At 60.2% G+C, this 17245-nt stretch carries 16 protein-coding genes; 9 read left to right on the top strand and 7 right to left on the bottom strand.

Annotated elements, in window-relative coordinates; genetic code table 11:
- Nucleotides 1-6: 6 nt before the first annotated feature.
- From tssG to tssA, 6 genes are read right to left on the bottom strand one after another with little or no spacing between them, the layout of a single operon-like run.
- Complete coding sequence (gene tssG, locus HX814_RS01020) at nucleotides 7-1014, bottom strand: type VI secretion system baseplate subunit TssG (RefSeq protein WP_177008253.1); 1008 nt, start codon at nucleotides 1012-1014, stop codon at nucleotides 7-9.
- On the bottom strand, nucleotides 978-2753 hold the full coding sequence (gene tssF / locus HX814_RS01015) for a type VI secretion system baseplate subunit TssF (RefSeq protein ID WP_177008254.1): 1776 nt from the start codon (nucleotides 2751-2753) through the stop codon (nucleotides 978-980). Before tssF ends, tssG begins: the two co-directional genes overlap by 37 nt.
- Complete coding sequence (tssE, locus tag HX814_RS01010) at nucleotides 2743-3168, bottom strand: type VI secretion system baseplate subunit TssE (RefSeq protein WP_177008255.1); 426 nt, start codon at nucleotides 3166-3168, stop codon at nucleotides 2743-2745. The genes tssF and tssE overlap by 11 nt, the downstream gene beginning before the upstream one ends.
- Nucleotides 3165-4640, bottom strand: coding sequence for a type VI secretion system contractile sheath large subunit (gene tssC, locus HX814_RS01005; protein ID WP_003208039.1), 1476 nt, complete (start codon nucleotides 4638-4640; stop codon nucleotides 3165-3167). Before tssC ends, tssE begins: the two co-directional genes overlap by 4 nt.
- Before the next feature lie 28 nt (nucleotides 4641-4668).
- A complete protein-coding gene (gene tssB / locus HX814_RS01000) occupies nucleotides 4669-5166 on the bottom strand; it encodes a type VI secretion system contractile sheath small subunit (RefSeq protein ID WP_177008256.1) in 498 nt (165 codons plus the stop codon).
- Nucleotides 5167-5198: 32 nt separating this feature from the next.
- Nucleotides 5199-6752, bottom strand: a complete 1554-nt coding sequence (gene tssA, locus HX814_RS00995; RefSeq protein WP_102369332.1) for a type VI secretion system protein TssA — start codon at nucleotides 6750-6752, stop codon at nucleotides 5199-5201.
- Between the two features lie 476 nt (nucleotides 6753-7228).
- On the opposite strand from tssA, the gene HX814_RS00990 reads away from it, so the two are divergent.
- A complete protein-coding gene (locus HX814_RS00990) occupies nucleotides 7229-7744 on the top strand; it encodes an Hcp family type VI secretion system effector (protein ID WP_003208034.1) in 516 nt (171 codons plus the stop codon).
- 55 nt (nucleotides 7745-7799) lie between these two features.
- Here the strand turns inward: HX814_RS00990 and HX814_RS00985 are convergent, their stop codons facing one another.
- Nucleotides 7800-8621 (bottom strand): aldo/keto reductase, encoded by an 822-nt coding sequence (locus HX814_RS00985; RefSeq protein WP_003208032.1) that lies wholly within the window; start codon nucleotides 8619-8621, stop codon nucleotides 7800-7802.
- Between the two features lie 108 nt (nucleotides 8622-8729).
- Here HX814_RS00985 and HX814_RS00980 point away from each other — a divergent pair, with 108 nt between their 5' ends.
- The 8 genes from HX814_RS00980 (at nucleotide 8730) to HX814_RS00945 (ending at nucleotide 17239) form a co-directional block, all read left to right on the top strand.
- Nucleotides 8730-9224: a DUF1543 domain-containing protein gene (locus tag HX814_RS00980; RefSeq protein WP_008437003.1), complete on the top strand. Its 495-nt coding sequence runs from the start codon at nucleotides 8730-8732 to the stop codon at nucleotides 9222-9224.
- 104 nt (nucleotides 9225-9328) lie between these two features.
- Nucleotides 9329-10429, top strand: a complete 1101-nt coding sequence (locus tag HX814_RS00975) for a polyamine ABC transporter substrate-binding protein (RefSeq protein WP_177008257.1) — start codon at nucleotides 9329-9331, stop codon at nucleotides 10427-10429.
- Nucleotides 10430-10454: 25 nt separating this feature from the next.
- Entirely contained in the window at nucleotides 10455-11873 is a 1419-nt protein-coding gene (locus HX814_RS00970) for an aminotransferase (protein WP_177008258.1), read from the top strand.
- A complete protein-coding gene (locus HX814_RS00965) occupies nucleotides 11870-12787 on the top strand; it encodes a response regulator transcription factor (protein WP_250884643.1) in 918 nt (305 codons plus the stop codon). The genes HX814_RS00970 and HX814_RS00965 overlap by 4 nt, the downstream gene beginning before the upstream one ends.
- A gap of 87 nt (nucleotides 12788-12874) precedes the next feature.
- Nucleotides 12875-13156, top strand: coding sequence for a peptidylprolyl isomerase (locus HX814_RS00960; protein WP_003208024.1), 282 nt, complete (start codon nucleotides 12875-12877; stop codon nucleotides 13154-13156).
- Between the two features lie 140 nt (nucleotides 13157-13296).
- Nucleotides 13297-15156: an extracellular solute-binding protein gene (locus HX814_RS00955; RefSeq protein WP_003208022.1), complete on the top strand. Its 1860-nt coding sequence runs from the start codon at nucleotides 13297-13299 to the stop codon at nucleotides 15154-15156.
- Nucleotides 15156-16217, top strand: a complete 1062-nt coding sequence (locus tag HX814_RS00950; RefSeq protein WP_003208021.1) for a microcin C ABC transporter permease YejB — start codon at nucleotides 15156-15158, stop codon at nucleotides 16215-16217. The genes HX814_RS00955 and HX814_RS00950 overlap by 1 nt, the downstream gene beginning before the upstream one ends.
- Nucleotides 16217-17239, top strand: coding sequence for an ABC transporter permease (locus HX814_RS00945; protein ID WP_003208019.1), 1023 nt, complete (start codon nucleotides 16217-16219; stop codon nucleotides 17237-17239). Before HX814_RS00950 ends, HX814_RS00945 begins: the two co-directional genes overlap by 1 nt.
- The last annotated feature ends 6 nt before the right edge of the window (nucleotides 17240-17245 follow it).

Raw genomic sequence — 17245 nt, 5'->3', positions numbered from 1 at the left:
CAATCCCTAATGATTTTTACTGGCCAGGATGACCACGCCGTCTGCCCGCTCATGCCCCAGCCAACTGGTCCAGCCCAGGCGGCAGACGTTGTGCTCGCCAAGGTGCAACGGCCGGACCTCGCCCGCCGCCAACACCAGTCGCACGTCGTATTCCAAGGGGTCCCGGGCGGCAAAACGCACCAGCGCACACAGCGGCTCGTAACCCGCCCCGGTGGGCAAAAACTCGTGAAAACGCTGCCAATCGAGTGCCAATACATGAACCCTGAACATGCCACTGCGGTCGATAAGGCACTCCCCCAGCACCAGGTCCGAACCCAACGAGCTATAGGCGCGACCAAGGTCATTGCGCTGCTCCTGGTCGATCACTACCCTGCGCTCGACCCACTGCTCGATGACCAGCCGGTTGTGCTTGAAGTAATAACGCAGCACGGTCTCGATCAGCGCGGCGGAGTGCACGCGCAGGCTAAGCAGCCCCAGGTAGGGAAAAAGGCGTTTCCAGTTCAGTTGAGCCGCGCTGCGAATCGCGCTGCCACCCAGGCCCACCCATGCAAACATCTGCTCGGAAAAGGGATCGCGGGCGCCCGTTTGAAAACTCGCCTGATAACGATATTTTCGCCAGATCGGCACTATCAGCCGGTGCAGGCGATGGTGAAAAAGATCAAGAAATTCCCGCGTCGGATTACCGCCCGCTACCTCGGCAAAGGCTTGCTCGCCATAGAACGCCGGCAGCGGTGACCCTGTACCAAACAGGCCCAGCACATTGAGGCGAAGCCGTGCCCGCAAATGGCCGTGCTCGACAAAAAACTCCACACGATCAATGTCGTTGCCGGGAAAGCCAAAGCCTGGGTTGGCCTGGAACTCCAATTGATCGTAAAGCGCCTCATCGTCCAGCGAGGGATGCGCCTCGCGCAGGCGCTCGATAATCTGCGCAACCGCCTGAAACACCGAGTACTCGCGAATCACTCGGGACAGTGCGGTTAAAGCAGGGGCTGCTGGCCCATCCGGGGTGGCCATAGGTACACGTCTCCTTGTGTGCTGATGACTCGCAGTTCGTGGTACGAGTTGAGGCTGGCGTAAAGCGCGAAGAACTCGTTGAGCACCGAGGCAAAGACGAACACGTCGCCCTCCCCCAGGTAGCCTTCAGGATCGATGGTGAGGTCAACCCGTAAGCCGCGAAATGGCAGGCCTCGGTGCAGCCGGTCTACGGGCTGGTGACTGATCGAACGGAGGGCGCCCAGCCTTCGCCTGCTGACCTTTTCCACCTGGCGGTCGTGATAACGCGGCAGGTCGTAGGTTTCGAGGATCACCCTCAAGGCGTTGATATCGGTCAATGACAGATAGTTGAGCGACATATTGCTGATCAGTCGCCACAGGAAGTCACTGTCCAGGGGTGGCGCAAAGCTGGGGGTTGCCGCGGTGATGTTGCGAAACGAGAGAAACTCGGGCGTCTGTTCGCACGCCTGATTGATATCGCCCACCTGCAGCAGGCATGGCAGGTTGTGGTTGGTGCAGGTCAGTTCAATCGACAGGGTTTCCTGTTCATGCACTGGACACCGGTCGAAACTCAGCCAGGTATCCAGGCCGGCATGTTGCAGGGATGGCCGCTGGCGAACGCCATAGCTGGGCGCGGCGCTGCCAAAATCGTGCTCAAACGATTCGAACGGAACATATTCCTGGTACCCGAGGCCTCCCGGCCGCCATCCCGTGACCTTGTCGACGGAAAATACACCGCAGTTCCCCCTGGCGTATTCGCCAGGCAACAACAGGTATTCGTCCTGCTTGCCGTCCAGGCGAATCGGTACGCCGTCGTGCTTGAACAGATTGACGATGGGCGTGCAGTACAGCTTCACGTTGTCCAGGGTAGGCGCCATTCGCTTAATACCGCGACCACGCATGTCGAAGCGTAACGTCACGCCATGTACCTGCTTGAGTACGTCAATAGGCAACCTGCTCAGCGCGCCAAGGCCACTCACATCGACAAACAGGTATTTGTCGGGAAAGGCGAAGTACTCCTGCAAATGGCGATAGCCACGAAAGGTATTCAACGGATAAGGGATCAGTGCCTCATCCTCGGAAAAGCCCACAGGACTGATATCGTTGCTGGACAGACGCAATGAAACAGGCTCGCCGTCGGCGCCGATGACCGGCAGCCCGTCGCGCCCGAAAGGCTGCAACTCGAACCCGTCCAGGTGACGCAAAAGCCCCAGGTAAAGCGCCTGGCTGACGGGTTGCTCCCCCGCGAGATGCAAACGCAGGCAGTTCAGTTCCAGCTCACTGAAGTTGCCCTCGGCCGTCATCTCCAGACGCAGGCAGAGCAAAGCGCCCTCACCCTGTACCGAGTACTCCATGGCGGCCAGTTGCAGCGGCAAGACCTGCGTCGGGTAACAGGTACGAAAACGGCAGCGTTCACCGTCGATCGCAATGCTTTCCACCGGTGTATCCCGCTCGACCCTGATGGCCGGCCCTGTGCGCTTGAGCGGATCAAACTGCAGCATGCTGAACGACGGCAGCGGCCGCATATAGTTGGGCCACAGCAGATGCATCAACGAGTGACTCAACTCCGGCAATTGATCATCAAGCTTCTGCCGCAGGCGACCGGTGAGGAATGCAAAACCCTCAAGCAACCGTTCTACGTCCGGGTCCTGGCCAGCGTCCCCGAGAAACGGCGCGAGTGCCGGGTTGCGCTCGCAGAAGCGTCGCCCCAACTGTCGTAGTGCGCTCAGCTCGCCCTGGTAGTAGCGGTTAAACGACATTCGGTTTGACCTCGACCCGTGCGCCGTGAGCCAGGCTGGCGCAAAAGGCGACCGCTTGCGTCATGCCATTGACTTCCATGGCCCCCTCGATGGAAAAAGCCAGCACCATCGGGTCACGGTCCTGTGGCAATGCCCTGACACGGACATCCTTCAGACGGGGTTCGTAGGCCTGGATAAAGCGCTCAATCAGGAACCGAGCCTGGCTCAACGCGTCATGCAGGCTGAGGCGCATGTCATTCAGATCAGGTAACCCGTAATCAGGTAGCGTCTGGACACTGCCCGCACGGGTGCTGAGCATTTTCGCCAGATGCCCCGCCACGGATTCCACGACGCAACCTTGCGGGCTGCGCCCCACGCCGGACTCCAGGCGCTCGAAAAGGCTGCGGTTTTGGGTAATCACGTGGCGGCGGCTCATTCTTTATCGAGCTTGCCGACGAGCGACAGAGTGAAGTCTGCCCCCATGTACTTGAAGTGCGGGCGAACGCTCAGGTTGACGCGATACCAGCCGGGCTCCCCGTCGACATCACTGACAACAATGCGCGCAGCCCGAAGCGGGCGCCGTCCACGCACTTCGGTGCTGGGGTTGTCCTGGTCGGCGACGTATTGGCGAATCCATTTGTTGAGTTCCAGCTCAAGATCGGTGCGCTCCTTCCACGACCCCAGCTGTTCACGCTGCAGGACCTTGAGATAGTGGGCCAGGCGATTGACGATCATCATGTACGGCAATTGGGTACCGAGCCGGTAATTCAGCTCGGCAGCCTTGCCTTCGGCACTGATTCCAAAAGACTTGGGTTTTTGCACCGAACTGGCGGAAAAGAACGCTGCATTGTCACTGCCCTTGCGCATGGTCAGGGCAATGAAGCCCTCTTGCGCCAGCTCGTATTCGCGTCGGTCGGATACCAGCACCTCGGTAGGAATCTTGGTTTCGATCTCGCCCATGCTGTGAAAGTGATGCAGCGGCAAGTCCTCCACTGCACCACCACTCTGCGGGCCGATAATGTTCGGGCACCAGCGATACCGGGCGAAACTGTCCGTCAAGCGGGTAGCAAAGGCATAGGCCGTATTACCCCACAGATAGTGTTCGTGGCTGCTGGCCACATGTTCCTGGTAGGCGAACGTCTTGACCGGACAATCAACGGGATCGTACGGCGTACGCAATAGAAAGCGCGGTACGGTGAGGCCGATGTAGCGGGCATCTTCGCTCTGGCGAAAACTCTGCCATTTGGCAAACTGCGGCCCTTCAAAATGGTCCTTCAGGTCCTTGAGGTCAGGCAGGCCGGTAAAGCTCTCCAGGCCGAAGAAGCCAGGGCCGGCCGCCGCAATGAACGGTGCATGGGCCATGCAGGCCACGCTGGAAACATACTGCATCAGCCTGACATCGGGAGCACTGGGGGAAAGGAAATAATTGGCGATGATTGCCCCTACGGGCTGGCCGCCGAACTGACCGTATTCGGCACTGTAGATGTGCTTGTAGAGTCCGGACTGAGTCACCTCCGGTGAGTCCTCGAAGTCATCCAGCAGATCCTGGCGGGAGACGCTGAGCAGTTCGATCTTGATGTTTTCACGAAAATTGGTGCGATCAACCAGCAACTGCAGGCCACGCCAGGAAGACTCCAGTGCCTGGAAGTCGGGATGGTGCAGGATTTCATCCATTTGCTGGCTGAGCCTTGCGTCAATCTCGGCAATCATCCGGTCAACCAGGCGCTTCTTGACCGGCTCGCCCTTGTTTTGCGGCTTGATCAGCTCCTCGATAAATGCCGAGACTCCGCGCTTTGCAATACTGTAGGCCTCGTCGTCGGCGCTGAGGCGGGTCTGGGCAATGATGTTGTCGAGAATGCTGTACTCATCCGTGATGGGCGCATGCGACGGGCTTTGGCTGGTAGTCATGGTGTCAGTGTCCTTTTAACTGAGAGAGTCATACGGCGGAGCTGTCCAGCCCCAATTCAGCCAATACCCGCTTGCGCGAATCGTCATCGGCGAGGGCATTTTCAATGGCCTTTCGAAAGCTCGGCGTGTTGCCCAGCGGCCCCTTGAGCGCCACAAGTGCATCGCGCAGGTCCATGAGCGTTTTCAGCTCGGGTATCTGCTCAACCAGCTGTGCAGGATTGAAGTCCTTCATCGAATTGATCCTGACCCGGATCGCCAACTCGTCAGGTTCGGCTGAATCCTGCAGCCGGTTGGGGACGCTCAAGGCCAGGCCCAAGGCCTGCTTGGCCAGCACCTCGTCGAGGCTGTTCTTGTCGATGCCGACGGGCTTGCGGTCTTCGAGCTTGCGCAGGTCTTCACGCTGGGTGAAGTCACCAAGCACCAGCAATTTCAACGGCAGCTCGACCTCTTCCTGCGCAGTGCCGACGGCGGGTTTGAACGTGATATTGATGCGTTCCCTGGGGGCTACCGAACCTTCTTTCGCCATGGTGTTTCTCCTTTTTCGGGGGGCTCGAAAGCCTATTCAAGTACCGCTTCGAGATCGAAGTGGCACAGCCTGCGATGGACATCTTCCTTGCGCTCACGCACGGAATGGCTCTGGGGCAATACGTCACAGCAGCCATGCAAGAGCTGCAGCACTTCAACCGCCAGCTCGGGCTCCCAGCGCTGCAGGCCTGATTGCTGCAGCTCGTGGTCCAGGTGATCGAGCTGGACTTTGGCCAGGTCATGCTTGCCTGCCAGCAAACACAACCTGGCCAGGCCAAGCCGCCAATGAAACCGGGCACGATCACCTGTTGCGGTTTGCATGCCCTGCTTGAGGGACCGCACAGCCACCTTGAACCCGTCCTTGCGCAGCACGGGCATGACGTCGTGCAACGCTTTGTCCCAAGGCGCAGCCGGGGCATCAGGTGCCGACCTGAGTGGGACCGGGGCTTGCAAATGGCGGGCAACCTGGGTGTTGATCCAGCCACGGGTGACGTCGTCGGCGAAGGGTGTTCCGTCGTGGAAGCGCAGCTGTGCAAGCCCCGGCAAGCGCTGGAGCAACAGCGCGAAGTGCACTTCCAGCTCGGTCATGGCCAGGTCGGCCTGGAGTGCCTGCAGGCACTCCCACACCCGGTACAAGCCGTCGAACCAGAAAGGTGCTCCGGCCAGGCTGCCCTCAAGCTCCAGCAGCAGGTCGGTATGCTGCCCTTGGGCAAAGCGCTCCTGATACCGCTTGAGCTTGTCGGGCGCCGGCCCGCGCAAAGGCGTTACCTGTTCGCTGTCACAGTCCGGAAGACTGGTGATCGTCAGCCAGGTCAACGTTCGGTTCAGACGCAGTGCGCGCAGGTCAGTGGCATTCTGGCGCTGCCACCAGGCCGACAAGGGCCGGGCATGTTCCTGCAGCGTGCGCAGCAGCTTGTGGGCGTCCTTTTCGTTTTCCACAATGGGCTCGGGCGCCATCAACTGAGTCGCGACCTGCCTGATATGAGCGATCACCCCTGTGCTACCGCCTGCTGGAGGTTCGCTTTCGGTGGACTGTTGCAATCGGTCCGACAGCTGCCTGCGAACCGGCAGTAACAGTGGCGCATCTTCGAGAAGGTGTTCGGTCCACAACTCGTCCAGCCGCGCCAGGTGTTCGAGCATGCAGTGGAACAAGGGCCGCTGATCCTTGAGCGAAACAGGTTGTGCAAGCACCTGCTCGAGGCGCGGGACCAGCCAGCCAAAGGCGGCACTGCGGGTACGCAGCTTGCCCGGATAAACGACCGCCCAATGATGCTCACAGAGGTAGCGCAGCAATCCGAGGCCTGCGAGTAGCCCGGGGAAGGACTCGCGCTGATGCAAGGCCCAGGTCAACCAGACAGCGACCCGCAAGTCCTTGGACTGGTGGCGTAACAGCGCCTCGCTTTTTTCCACGACCCATTGCCAGTCAGGCTGACTGTTTCCGTGAATGGAGTGCGCCTTGCCCAGTTCAGTTTCAAGCGCCTCATACTCGGTCGAAAAACGCATATCGGCCCCCGCATAACTCGTTTTCGAGTTGGGTGCTTGCGCAAGTTCGAGGTAATAATCGGAAAGCCTGTCTGAGTAAACCATTATGGGCCGCACTTTACTTTCCTGAGCATGTTCAGTGAACTAATGGCCATTCAAGCGCACATCAGGACATTGATTAAAGTTTGCCTTCCCTACGAGAAGAGCACGAACCTTATCCATGCAAAAAGCATTGTTCAAGCCACCAAATAGCAGTTAAGGAGTTTCCTACAAGAATAGAAAAATCGCCGACGCGCAAGAATTTGCGCAGCCAAGGCGCCAGGCATCATCATGAATGAGGTGAACTCTGCGAATAACAACGCCCATCAACATGAGCAACTAACTGCACACCCCTGCGCAAACAAATACAACTAAATCGAATTAAAACCTTTAATGCCGTTCAAAATTAAAACCAATAAAATCTTAACCCCCTGCTTTCATTGACGCTCGAACTTTCCGGCACGCTTCTTGATATCGAGCATTACCCGGCCGGCAAGTCCGTCGGCCGGGACGACCTCATTTATCAGGCAAGGAAAACCGTCATGCCAACACCCGCGTATCTATCCATCACCGGCACCAAGCAAGGCTTGATCACGGCAGGCACGTTCACCCAGGACTCGGTCGGCAACATTTACCAGGAAGGCCATGAAGACCAGATCCTGGTGGAAGCATTCCAGCATCAGGTGATCATTCCCCGTGACCCGCAATCCGGCCAGCCCACCGGCCAGCGTGTGCACAAGCCCCTGATGATCAGCAAGGTATTCGATAAATCGTCGCCATTGCTGTTCAGCGCATTGACCTCCGGGGAGATGGTCAAGTGCCGCCTTGAGTGGTACCGAACCTCTTCAGCCGGAACCCAGGAACACTACTTCACCATCGAGTTGGAAGACGCGATCCTGGTGGACATCCAGTCACGGATGCCCAATTGCCAGGACCCGAACAACGCACACTTCACGCATCTGGAGGATGTGTATTTCACTTACCGGAAAATCGTCTGGACCCATGAGGTCTCCGGTACCTCTGGCTCTGATGACTGGCGCAGCCCGGTAGCCGGCTAAGCAGCCACCGAAACAGAAACGGCATCGCCATGGACGGCACCGTTTCTGTCGGCCACTAGACCATCGCCAGCGGATGCTTGCGCTTCGGCGCCCCAAAAACCCGGTCAATCGCGTCCAGGTCGTGCTCATCCAGCACCAGCTTCGCCGCTGCGGCATTGAGCCGAACATGCTCTGGCGTAACCGCCTTGGGAATCGCGATCACACCGTCCTGGCGCAAGACCCAGGCCAGGGAAACCTGGGCGGGTGTGACCTCGTGGCGACGGGCAATTTGCTTGAGGGTCGGGCTGGCCAACAGCTCGCCACCCTGGGCGATGGGACAGTAGGCCATCAAGGGTAAATTGTGTTGCTGCCACCATGGCAGCAGGTCGAACTCGATGCCGCGCTCCTCGATGTTGTAGAGCACCTGATTGGTGGCACAGGCCGGGGAAGCCAGCTCCTGCAGGTCTGCCACATCAAAGTTGGACACACCCCAACGACCGATCTTGCCTGCCTCACGCAAGCGCTCGAAGGCTTCTACCGTTTCTTCAAGGGGGTATTGCCCACGCCAATGCAACAGATACAGATCAATGTAGTCGGTGCCCAGGCGCTGGAGGCTGGCCTCACATGCACGTGGAATGCCCTTGTGGCTGGCATTGTGCGGGTACACCTTGCTGACCAGGAACACCTGGTCGCGCTTGCCGCGAATCGCCTCGCCGACGACTTCTTCGGCACCGCCTTCGCCATACATTTCAGCGGTATCGATCAGGGTCATGCCCTCATCGATACCCAGTTGCAACGCGGCCACTTCGGCGCTGCGCTTGCCGGGATCCTCGCCCATGCGCCAGGTCCCCTGGCCGATGACAGGGACGGGTACGCCGGCCAGATCAATGGTGCGCATGACAACCTCCTGATGAATTTGCGAATTAACAGTGTGGCACCGACTGGACAAAAGGGTTCAATCGAAGGAAGGTGGCCCTTTCCATCCCAGCCATAGAAAGGGCATGCAATGCTGTTTGTGGTCATGTTGGGGGGTAAGCACCCCCGGGCGAAAATCGAAGTGCATGATGTGGTGTTCGCCGTCGCCGACACCCTGGAAGCCGCCTACCCGCAACTGCGCGAGGGCTGGTTCGGCAGCCAGAAAGGTGTGCATATCGACTCCTGGATGACGGTGGATGGCGTTGACGGCTGGAAAGTCCAGCTCAGCCACCTGGCGCCGAACGCCGGGGCGCCGCGCCTGTACTTCATCAACCTGGGCGGGTATGAATCGAACGTCTTTGGCGAGGCACACCACTACCTGCTGGTGGTTGCGCGCACGGCCAGGGAGGCGGCAGCCCAAGGCAAACAGCAGATGCTCACGCACTGGACGCAATCCCACACCGACGGCGTACTGGATATCGACGACTGCCTGCCCATCGACCTGGTAGACGGGCGCTACATCCACCTGGAACCCGGCGTACACCGCCCGGTCGTCACGCGAAACGACTACATCGTACTGCCCTGACCGCCTCCTACCCGAACGGGGTATGGCGCCCCACCCGCCACCTGCCTGAAAGTGCAATCAGCCCCTCGGCCTGACAACAAGCACAACATCAAGGTGGGTTCGCCATGCATAAAGCCGTTATCGCCCTGTTCAGCGCTGTCTTGCTTGCATCAACGTCCGTCAGCCAGGCCGCTGACGACCCGGGCAACACCTTGCGCATCTACAACTGGGCCGATTACATCGGGGAACACACCCTCGCCGACTTCGAGAAAGCCACCGGCATCAAGGTGATCTACGACACCTACGACTCCTACGAAACCGTGCAGGGCAAGCTGCTCTCCGGGCGCTCGGGTTATGACCTGGTGGTGCTCAACGCGTCCCTGGTACCGCTGCTGATCAAGGCCAAGGCCTTCCAGCCCCTCAACAAAGCGCTGCTGCCGGACTGGAACAACCTCGACCCGCAAGTGCTGAAAAGCCTGGAAACCCATGATCCGGGCGTGACCTATTCCGCGCCTTACACCTGGGGCAGCAATGGCGTGACCTACAACATCGACAAGATCAAGGAACGCATGCCGGATGCGCCCATCGGCTCACTGGCGATGATCTTCGATCCCAAGATCGTTTCGCGCTTCGCCGACTGTGGCATCACCTTCATGGACTCCCCTACCGACATGATCCCGCTGGCCCTGACCTACCTCGGCCTGGACCCCAACAGCGTGGCGCCCAAAGACCTCAAGGCCGCTCAGGACGTGCTGATGGCCGTGCGCCCGTACATCCGCAAATTCGACTCCAGCGGTTTTATCAACGGCCTGGCCAATGGCGAGCTATGCATGGCCACCACCTGGTCCGGCGACTACGCCACGTCCCAGGCCCGGGCGGCGGAAGCCGGGGCCAAGGTCAACCTGGGTTACTTCATCCCCAGGGAAGGCTCGCTGATCTGGTTCGATAACTTCTACATCCCGGCCGACGCACCCCATGTGGCGAATGCCCACAAGTTCATCGAGTTCCTCCTGCAACCGCAAGTGATCGCCGGCGTCAGCAACACCATTCACTACGCCAACAGCAACCTGGCCTCCAAGCCCTTTGTAAATGCCGATATACGCGACAACCCGGCCATCTACCCGGACCCGGCGACGATGCAGCGCTTGTTCACCCAGAAAAGCCAGTCCCAAGCCGCCGTGCGCCTGATCACCCGTACCTGGAATGCCGTGAAGACCGGCAAGTGAAACCCAGCCATTGAAGGTAAACGCCATGACCCTGCCAAATCCTGACTTTTTCGCCCAGTTCGACCACGACCAACTGGACGCCGCCGACAAGGCCCATTACATGCACGGTTTTCATATGTTCGACGAACACCGTGAACAAGGCTCACTGAATATCGCGGCGGGTGACGGCGCCTACATCTACGACACCGCCGGCAACCGCTACCTGGATGCGGTCGGCGGCATGTGGTGTACGAATATTGGTCTGGGCCGCGAGGAAATGGCAGACGCCATCGCCAACCAGGTTCGCCAGCTGGCGTACTCCAACCCGTTCTGCGACATGGCCAACGTCACCGCCATCGAACTGTGCGCCAAGCTTGCCAGCCTGGCTCCCGGCGATCTTGATCATGTGTTCCTGACCACCGGCGGTTCCACGGCTGTCGATACCGCCTATCGTCTGGTGCAGTTCTATCAGAACAGTCGCGGCAAGCATGAGAAGAAACACATCATCTCGCGCTTCAGTGCGTATCACGGCTCGACGTTCCTCACGATGTCCATCGGCAACAAGGCCGCCGACCGCGCGCCGGAATTCGATTTCATGAGCGACTTGTTCCACCACATTTCGTGCCCCAACTACTACCGGGCGCCGCAGGGCATGAGCGAGGCGCAGTTCCTCGATTTCCTGGTGGATGAGTTCGAAGACAAGATCCTGACCATCGGCGCCGACAAAGTGGCCGCGTTCTTTGCCGAACCGATCATGGGCTCGGGCGGCGTGATCATTCCGCCCAAGGGTTACCACCGGCGCATGTGGGAAGTCTGCCAACGTTATGACCTGCTCTACGTGGCGGATGAAGTGGTGACGTCCTTCGGCCGGCTGGGAAAATTCTTCGCCTCCCAGGAAGTGTTCGAAATGCAACCGGACATCATCACCACCGCCAAGGGCCTGACGTCCGGCTACCTGCCGTTGGGCGCGTGTATTTTCTCGGAGCGCATCTGGCAAGTGATCGGCGAGCCGGGCAAGGGCCGCTGCTTTACCCACGGGTTCACCTACAGCGGCCACCCGGTGAGTTGCGTGGCGGCGCTGAAGAACATCGAGATCATCGAGCGGGAAAACCTGCTGGCCCATGTCGAAGACGTCGGCGTGTACCTCGAACAGCGCCTGCAAACCCTGGCCAATCTGCCGCTGGTGGGCGACGTGCGCTGCCAGCGGCTGATGGCCTGCATTGAGTTCGTCGCCGACAAACACACCAAGGCGCTGCTGCCGGACGCGGTGAACATCGGCGAGAAGATCCACCTGCGGGCCCAGGCCAAAGGCTTGCTGGTACGGCCCATTGGCCACCTGAATGTGATGTCGCCGCCGCTGATCATCACCCATGCCCAGGTGGATCAAGTGGTGGAAATCCTGCGCCAGTGCATCCTCGACACCGCCGAAGAGCTGCGCCAGAGCGGCGAGTATCAAGGCCGATGAGCCTGGGCGCCCCGGTGCTTTTGCCGGGGCCCTGGCCGGCGGGTAGACTGGCCGGCATGAACGAGCATGCCGATCACTGCCCTGCCCCGTCCTTCCAGGTGCTTGACGCCTGGAATGGTGCGTTGGCCCACGCCTTCGCCAGCGTCGACGAAGCGTCATTCCTTGAACACCTGGCCTGCGCCCTCAGTGCGCTGACCCCTATCGAATCGATGATGATCAGCCTGGAGCGCCAGGGCCAGGCGCCACACTTGCTCTACCAGCAAGGCATCCCCCGGCCGCACTACGAAGAGATCATCAACCGTTACTTCTCCCGGGGCTACCTGCTGGACCCGTTCTGCCTCGCGGTAGACAAGGGCCTGGCCGAAGGTTTCTACCACCTGGCGCAGATCGCCCCGGACGATTTCTTCAACAGCGAGTACTACAAAACCTACTACCTGCGCAGCGGCGGCGCCCAGGAGAGCTACTACATCGTCGACCTGTGCCCCAACAGCAAGATTTCGTTGTGCATGTTCCAGGGGCTGAGTGCCGGCCAGTTCAGCGACGAACAACTGGCACTGCAACGAACCGCCCAACCCATCGTGCGCGAACTGCTACGCCGCTTCGGCACCACGGGCGGGCTGTGCAAGGTGATCAGCGACGAGGCCTTCACCCAGACCCAGGTGCATCAGCAGATTGAAGCGGCGTTCATGCATTTTGGCAGCGGCGTATTGACCGTGCGCGAACGGGAAATCGCCCACCTGATATTGCGCGGGCACTCGGTGAAATCCACCGCGCAGGTGCTGGGCATTTCCCCGGAAACCGTGCGCATGCACCGCAAGCATTTGTATACCAAGCTTGAAATCAACTCCCAGGCGGAGCTGTTTGCGCTGTTTATCGATTGGCTGACCCACAGCGGCGTAATGGCCCGATCCTGACCGTCCAGGCAACCCAGGGGAACTTTGCCAGGAAATAACCACCTGAATCCGGTACGCTCAGCATTTTTACCCAAGGAGATACCCCTCATGGCCAAAGCCACCGCCCGTCACATCCTCGTTGCCACCGAAGACAAGTGCAACGAACTGAAAGCGCAAATCGAAGGCGGCGCCGACTTCGCCGAAGTTGCCAAAGCCAACTCGTCCTGCCCGTCCAGCCGTCAAGGCGGCGACCTGGGTTCGTTCGGCCCGGGCCAAATGGTCAAGGAATTCGACACCGTCGTATTCAGCGCCCCGGTCAACACCGTGCAAGGCCCAGTGAAAACCCAGTTCGGTTATCACCTGCTGGAAGTAACCAGCCGTCAGGACTGATCCAGTCCGCGCTAATGTTTAAAACAACGGCCCACCCTTTGGTGGGCCGTTGTGCATCTGTGACAGTGTGATGACTGGCGAGGCGTACGCGCATAGCGTACAAATCCCTTTACCTCTTCACCCGGCGCCCAAGGCTGATAATGCGAGTCGCTTTTTCTACCCTGTTTTGCTCCACCCTGGCCCTGTTGCTGGCCAGCACCGCCGTGATCGCCGCGCCGCAATCGGCATTGACCGTGTACGGCGAGCCGGCCAAATACCAACCCGGCTTCACCCATTTCGACTACGCCAACCCCAATGCCCCCAAGGGCGGCAGCCTGCGGCGTTCGGCGATCGAAATCGGGCGCTACGACCATGTACTGCCTTATGGCGACAAAGGCATCGGGGTCAGCCAGGTCGACGGCTGGCTGTATTCGCCCCTGGCCCTGCGTTCGCTGGACGAGCCCTACACGGTCTACGGCCTGGTGGCGGAAAAGATGGAGCGGTCAGACGACGGTCTGTCCCTGCGTTTCTACCTGAACCCCAAGGCGCGCTTCGCCGATGGCCAACCGATCACCGCCGAAGACGTGCGTTACTCCTTTGACCTGCTGATGACCCAGGGCAGCCTGCGCTACCGCACGCTGTTCGCCGACGTCAAACACGTCGAAGTCGAAGGCCCGCGCCAGGTGCGCTTCGATTTCGCAAGCAATGAAAACCGCACCCTGCCCCTGGATGTCGCGACCCTGCCGGTGTTCCCCGAACATTGGTGGAAGACCCGCAACTTCGCCGACGGCGGCGGCTACGAGATTCCCCTCGGCAGCGGCCCCTACACCATCAGCAAGGTGGATGCCGGCAACACCATCACGTTCAAGCGTGACCCGAACTGGTGGGGCAAAGACCTGCCCATCAGCCGCGGCCTGTACAACTTCGATCACCTGAGCCTGGAATACTTCGGCGACACCGAAGTCGCGCGCCAGGTCCTGCGGGGCGGTGCCTACGACTTCAACCGCGAATTCTCCGCCACCGGCTACTCCATCGGCTACAACGGCCCGGCCCTCGATGACGGCCGTCTGCAACGCGCGCACCTGGCCAAGGAGGCACCGCAGCCGGCCCAGGGCTACGTGTTCAACGTGCAAAAACCGATGTTCAAGGACCGCCGCGTGCGCCAGGCCCTGGCCATGCTGTGGGACTTCGAGTGGGCCAACCGGCAGATGATGCGCAACATGTACATCCGCCAGCAAAGCTTCTTCTCCAACAGCCCGCTGGCAGCGACCCAACTGCCGGACGCCCAGGAGCTGGCGATTCTGGAACCCCTGCGCGGGCAGATTCCCGACGAAGTCTTCACCCAGGTGTTCAAGGCCCCCACCACCGACGGTACCGGGATGATCCGCGACAAGCAGCTGCAAGCCCTGGCCCTGCTGGAACAGGCCGGCTGGAAGCCCGACGGTGACAAGCTGGTGAATGCCGAGGGCGAGCCGCTGGAGTTCACCTTCCTCAACGCCCAGAACGGCCTTGAGCGCCTGTTGTTGCCGTACAAGCGCAACCTGGCGCAGATCGGCATCACCCTCAACATCCGCCGCATTGACTCCTCGCAATACGTCAACCGCCTGATGGCCCGGGACTACGACATGATCGTCACCGGCTTCCCGGTTACCACCTCGCCGGGGATGGAGCTGTACAACTACTTCGGTTCGGCCGCCGCGTTTGATACCGGCGCCAACAACTACATGGTGCTGAAAGACCCGGCCGTCGACAGCCTGATCAACGGCCTGGTCAAGGCCGATACCCAGTCGCTGATGCTCAGTTACGCCCACGCCCTGGACCGCGTGCTGCAATGGAATTACCTGTGGATCCCCAACTACTACCCGCCGGGCACCTCCGCCGCGTGGTGGAACCGCTTCGGCCGCCCGGCCGTGGAAGCCAAGACCGATGAGGCCCTGGAAACCTGGTGGGAAATCAGCCCCACACCGCTCACTAACGAGCAGATGAAAGCCGAACTGACCAAACGCCCGGGAGCCCGCTGATGTTTGCCTATATCGTGCGGCGCTTGCTGCTGATCATTCCCACCCTGGTGATTATCCTGCTGGTGAATTTCGTTATCGTGCAGGCCGCGCCCGGCGGGCCGGTGGAACAGGCCATCGCCCACCTGCAAGGCATCGGTGGCGGTGGCGTCGGCGGCTCGTCTGCCGAAAGCCTCAGCAGCGGCTCACGGGCCAGCCGTGGCCTGGACCCGAAACTGATCAAGGACATCGAAAAACAATACGGCTTCGACAAGCCCGCGCCGGAACGCCTGTGGCTGATGCTCAAGAGCTACGCCCAGCTGGACTTCGGCAACAGTTTCTTCCGTGGCAAAAGCGTGACCGACCTGATCCTCGAAAAGATGCCGGTGACCATTTCCCTCGGCCTGTGGGCCACCTTGATCACCTACCTGGTGTCGATCCCGCTGGGGATTCGCAAGGCGGTGCGCCATGGCAGCAGTTTTGATGTGTGGAGCAGCACCGCGATCGTGATTGGCTATGCGATGCCGGCGTTCCTGTTTGCGATGTTCCTGATCGTGGTGTTCGCCGGCGGCACCTCGTTGAACTGGTTCCCGGTGCGCGGGCTGGTCTCGGAAAACTTCGACCAGTTGAGCACCGTCGGCAAGATCGCCGATTACTTCTGGCACCTGGTACTGCCGGTCAGCGCCCTGGTGATCGGCGGCTTCGCCACCTTGACCATCCTCACGAAAAACTCGTTCCTCAATGAAATCACCCGCCAGTACGTGGTCACCGCCCGGGCCAAAGGCTTGAGTGAACGCCGGGTGCTTTACGGGCATGTGTTCCGCAATGCCATGCTGTTGGTGATCTCGGGGATTCCCCAGGCATTTATCGCGGTGTTCTTTGCCGGTTCGCTGCTGATCGAGGTGATTTTCTCCCTCGATGGCCTGGGCCGCATGAGCTACGAAGCGGCGGTTTCACGGGACTATCCGGTGGTGTTCGGTTCGTTGTTTATCTTCACGCTGTTTGGCCTTTTGATAAAACTCATCGGTGACCTCTGCTACACCCTGGTGGACCCGCGTATCGACTTCGCCGCGAGGAACGCCTGATGCTCAAGCTCTCTCCCGTGGCCCGGCGGCGCTTTGAACGCTTCAAGAAAAACCGCCGCGGCTGGTGGTCGCTGTGGCTGTTTATCGGCCTGTTTATTCTGACCCTCGGCGGCGAGTTGATCGCCAATGACAAACCCCTGGTGCTCAGCTACCAGAACGAACTGTATTTCCCGGTGTTCAAGCGCTACACCGAGCAGGAGTTCGGCGGGCAACTGCCGTTCCAGGCGGATTACCGCAGTGAATACGTGCAGAACCTGATCAAGAAGGACGGCGGCTGGATGCTGTTCCCGCCAATCCCGTTCAGCGACGACACCCCCAACTATGAGCTGACCCGCCCTGCCCCCAGCCCGCCATCGAGCGTGAACTGGCTGGGCACCGATGACCAATCCCGCGACGTGCTGGCGCGGGTGATCTTCGGCGCCCGGGTGTCGATCCTGTTTGCCCTGGCCCTCACCGCCATCAGCGCCGCCATCGGCATCGCCGCCGGTGCCTTGCAGGGATATTACGGCGGCTGGGTCGACTTGCTCGGGCAACGAATATTGGAAGTGTGGTCCGGGCTGCCGGTGCTGTATCTGTTGATCATCCTGTCAGGCTTTGTCGAACCGAATTTCTGGTGGCTGCTGGGGATCATGGCGCTGTTTTCCTGGCTGGCCCTGGTGGACGTGGTGCGCGCCGAGTTCCTGCGGGGGCGCAACCTGGAGTACGTCAAGGCCGCGCGGGCGTTGGGCCTGGGGGACGGCAAGATCATCCGCCGGCATATCCTGCCGAATGCGATGACCGCCACCCTGAGCTACTTGCCGTTCATTTTGACCGGGGCGATTTCTACCCTGAGCGCCCTGGATTTCCTCGGTTTCGGCATGCCCGCCGGCAGCGCGTCATTGGGTGAGCTGATCGCCCAGGGCAAGCAGAACCTGCAAGCACCATGGCTGGGGCTGACCGCGTTTTTCACCCTGGCGCTGATCCTGTCGTTGCTGGTGTTTATCGGCGAGGCGTTGCGTGACGCCTTCGACCCACGCTCATGAAGGCCG

This window comes from Pseudomonas sp. C8002, assembly GCF_013385765.1.
GTDB lineage: Bacteria > Pseudomonadota > Gammaproteobacteria > Pseudomonadales > Pseudomonadaceae > Aquipseudomonas.
The sequence above is the reverse complement of the archived record's forward strand: the minus strand, read 5'-3'. Positions and strand labels throughout refer to the sequence as shown.

What these genes read in the sequence shown, in the direction of transcription:
- HX814_RS00980 (WP_008437003.1), top strand. Translation starts at nt 8,730, where the DNA reads ATGCTGTTTGTGGTCATGTTGGGGGGTAAGCACCCCCGGGCGAAAATC.
- tssG (WP_177008253.1), bottom strand. Translation starts at nt 1,014, where the DNA reads ATGGCCACCCCGGATGGGCCAGCAGCCCCTGCTTTAACCGCACTGTCC.
- HX814_RS00955 (WP_003208022.1), top strand. Translation starts at nt 13,297, where the DNA reads ATGCGAGTCGCTTTTTCTACCCTGTTTTGCTCCACCCTGGCCCTGTTG.
- HX814_RS00965 (WP_250884643.1), top strand. Translation starts at nt 11,870, where the DNA reads ATGAGCCTGGGCGCCCCGGTGCTTTTGCCGGGGCCCTGGCCGGCGGGT.
- HX814_RS00985 (WP_003208032.1), bottom strand. Translation starts at nt 8,621, where the DNA reads ATGCGCACCATTGATCTGGCCGGCGTACCCGTCCCTGTCATCGGCCAG.
- tssE (WP_177008255.1), bottom strand. Translation starts at nt 3,168, where the DNA reads ATGAGCCGCCGCCACGTGATTACCCAAAACCGCAGCCTTTTCGAGCGC.
- tssB (WP_177008256.1), bottom strand. Translation starts at nt 5,166, where the DNA reads ATGGCGAAAGAAGGTTCGGTAGCCCCCAGGGAACGCATCAATATCACG.
- tssA (WP_102369332.1), bottom strand. Translation starts at nt 6,752, where the DNA reads ATGGTTTACTCAGACAGGCTTTCCGATTATTACCTCGAACTTGCGCAA.
- HX814_RS00970 (WP_177008258.1), top strand. Translation starts at nt 10,455, where the DNA reads ATGACCCTGCCAAATCCTGACTTTTTCGCCCAGTTCGACCACGACCAA.
- tssF (WP_177008254.1), bottom strand. Translation starts at nt 2,753, where the DNA reads ATGTCGTTTAACCGCTACTACCAGGGCGAGCTGAGCGCACTACGACAG.
- HX814_RS00990 (WP_003208034.1), top strand. Translation starts at nt 7,229, where the DNA reads ATGCCAACACCCGCGTATCTATCCATCACCGGCACCAAGCAAGGCTTG.
- HX814_RS00950 (WP_003208021.1), top strand. Translation starts at nt 15,156, where the DNA reads ATGTTTGCCTATATCGTGCGGCGCTTGCTGCTGATCATTCCCACCCTG.
- HX814_RS00960 (WP_003208024.1), top strand. Translation starts at nt 12,875, where the DNA reads ATGGCCAAAGCCACCGCCCGTCACATCCTCGTTGCCACCGAAGACAAG.
- HX814_RS00975 (WP_177008257.1), top strand. Translation starts at nt 9,329, where the DNA reads ATGCATAAAGCCGTTATCGCCCTGTTCAGCGCTGTCTTGCTTGCATCA.
- HX814_RS00945 (WP_003208019.1), top strand. Translation starts at nt 16,217, where the DNA reads ATGCTCAAGCTCTCTCCCGTGGCCCGGCGGCGCTTTGAACGCTTCAAG.
- tssC (WP_003208039.1), bottom strand. Translation starts at nt 4,640, where the DNA reads ATGACTACCAGCCAAAGCCCGTCGCATGCGCCCATCACGGATGAGTAC.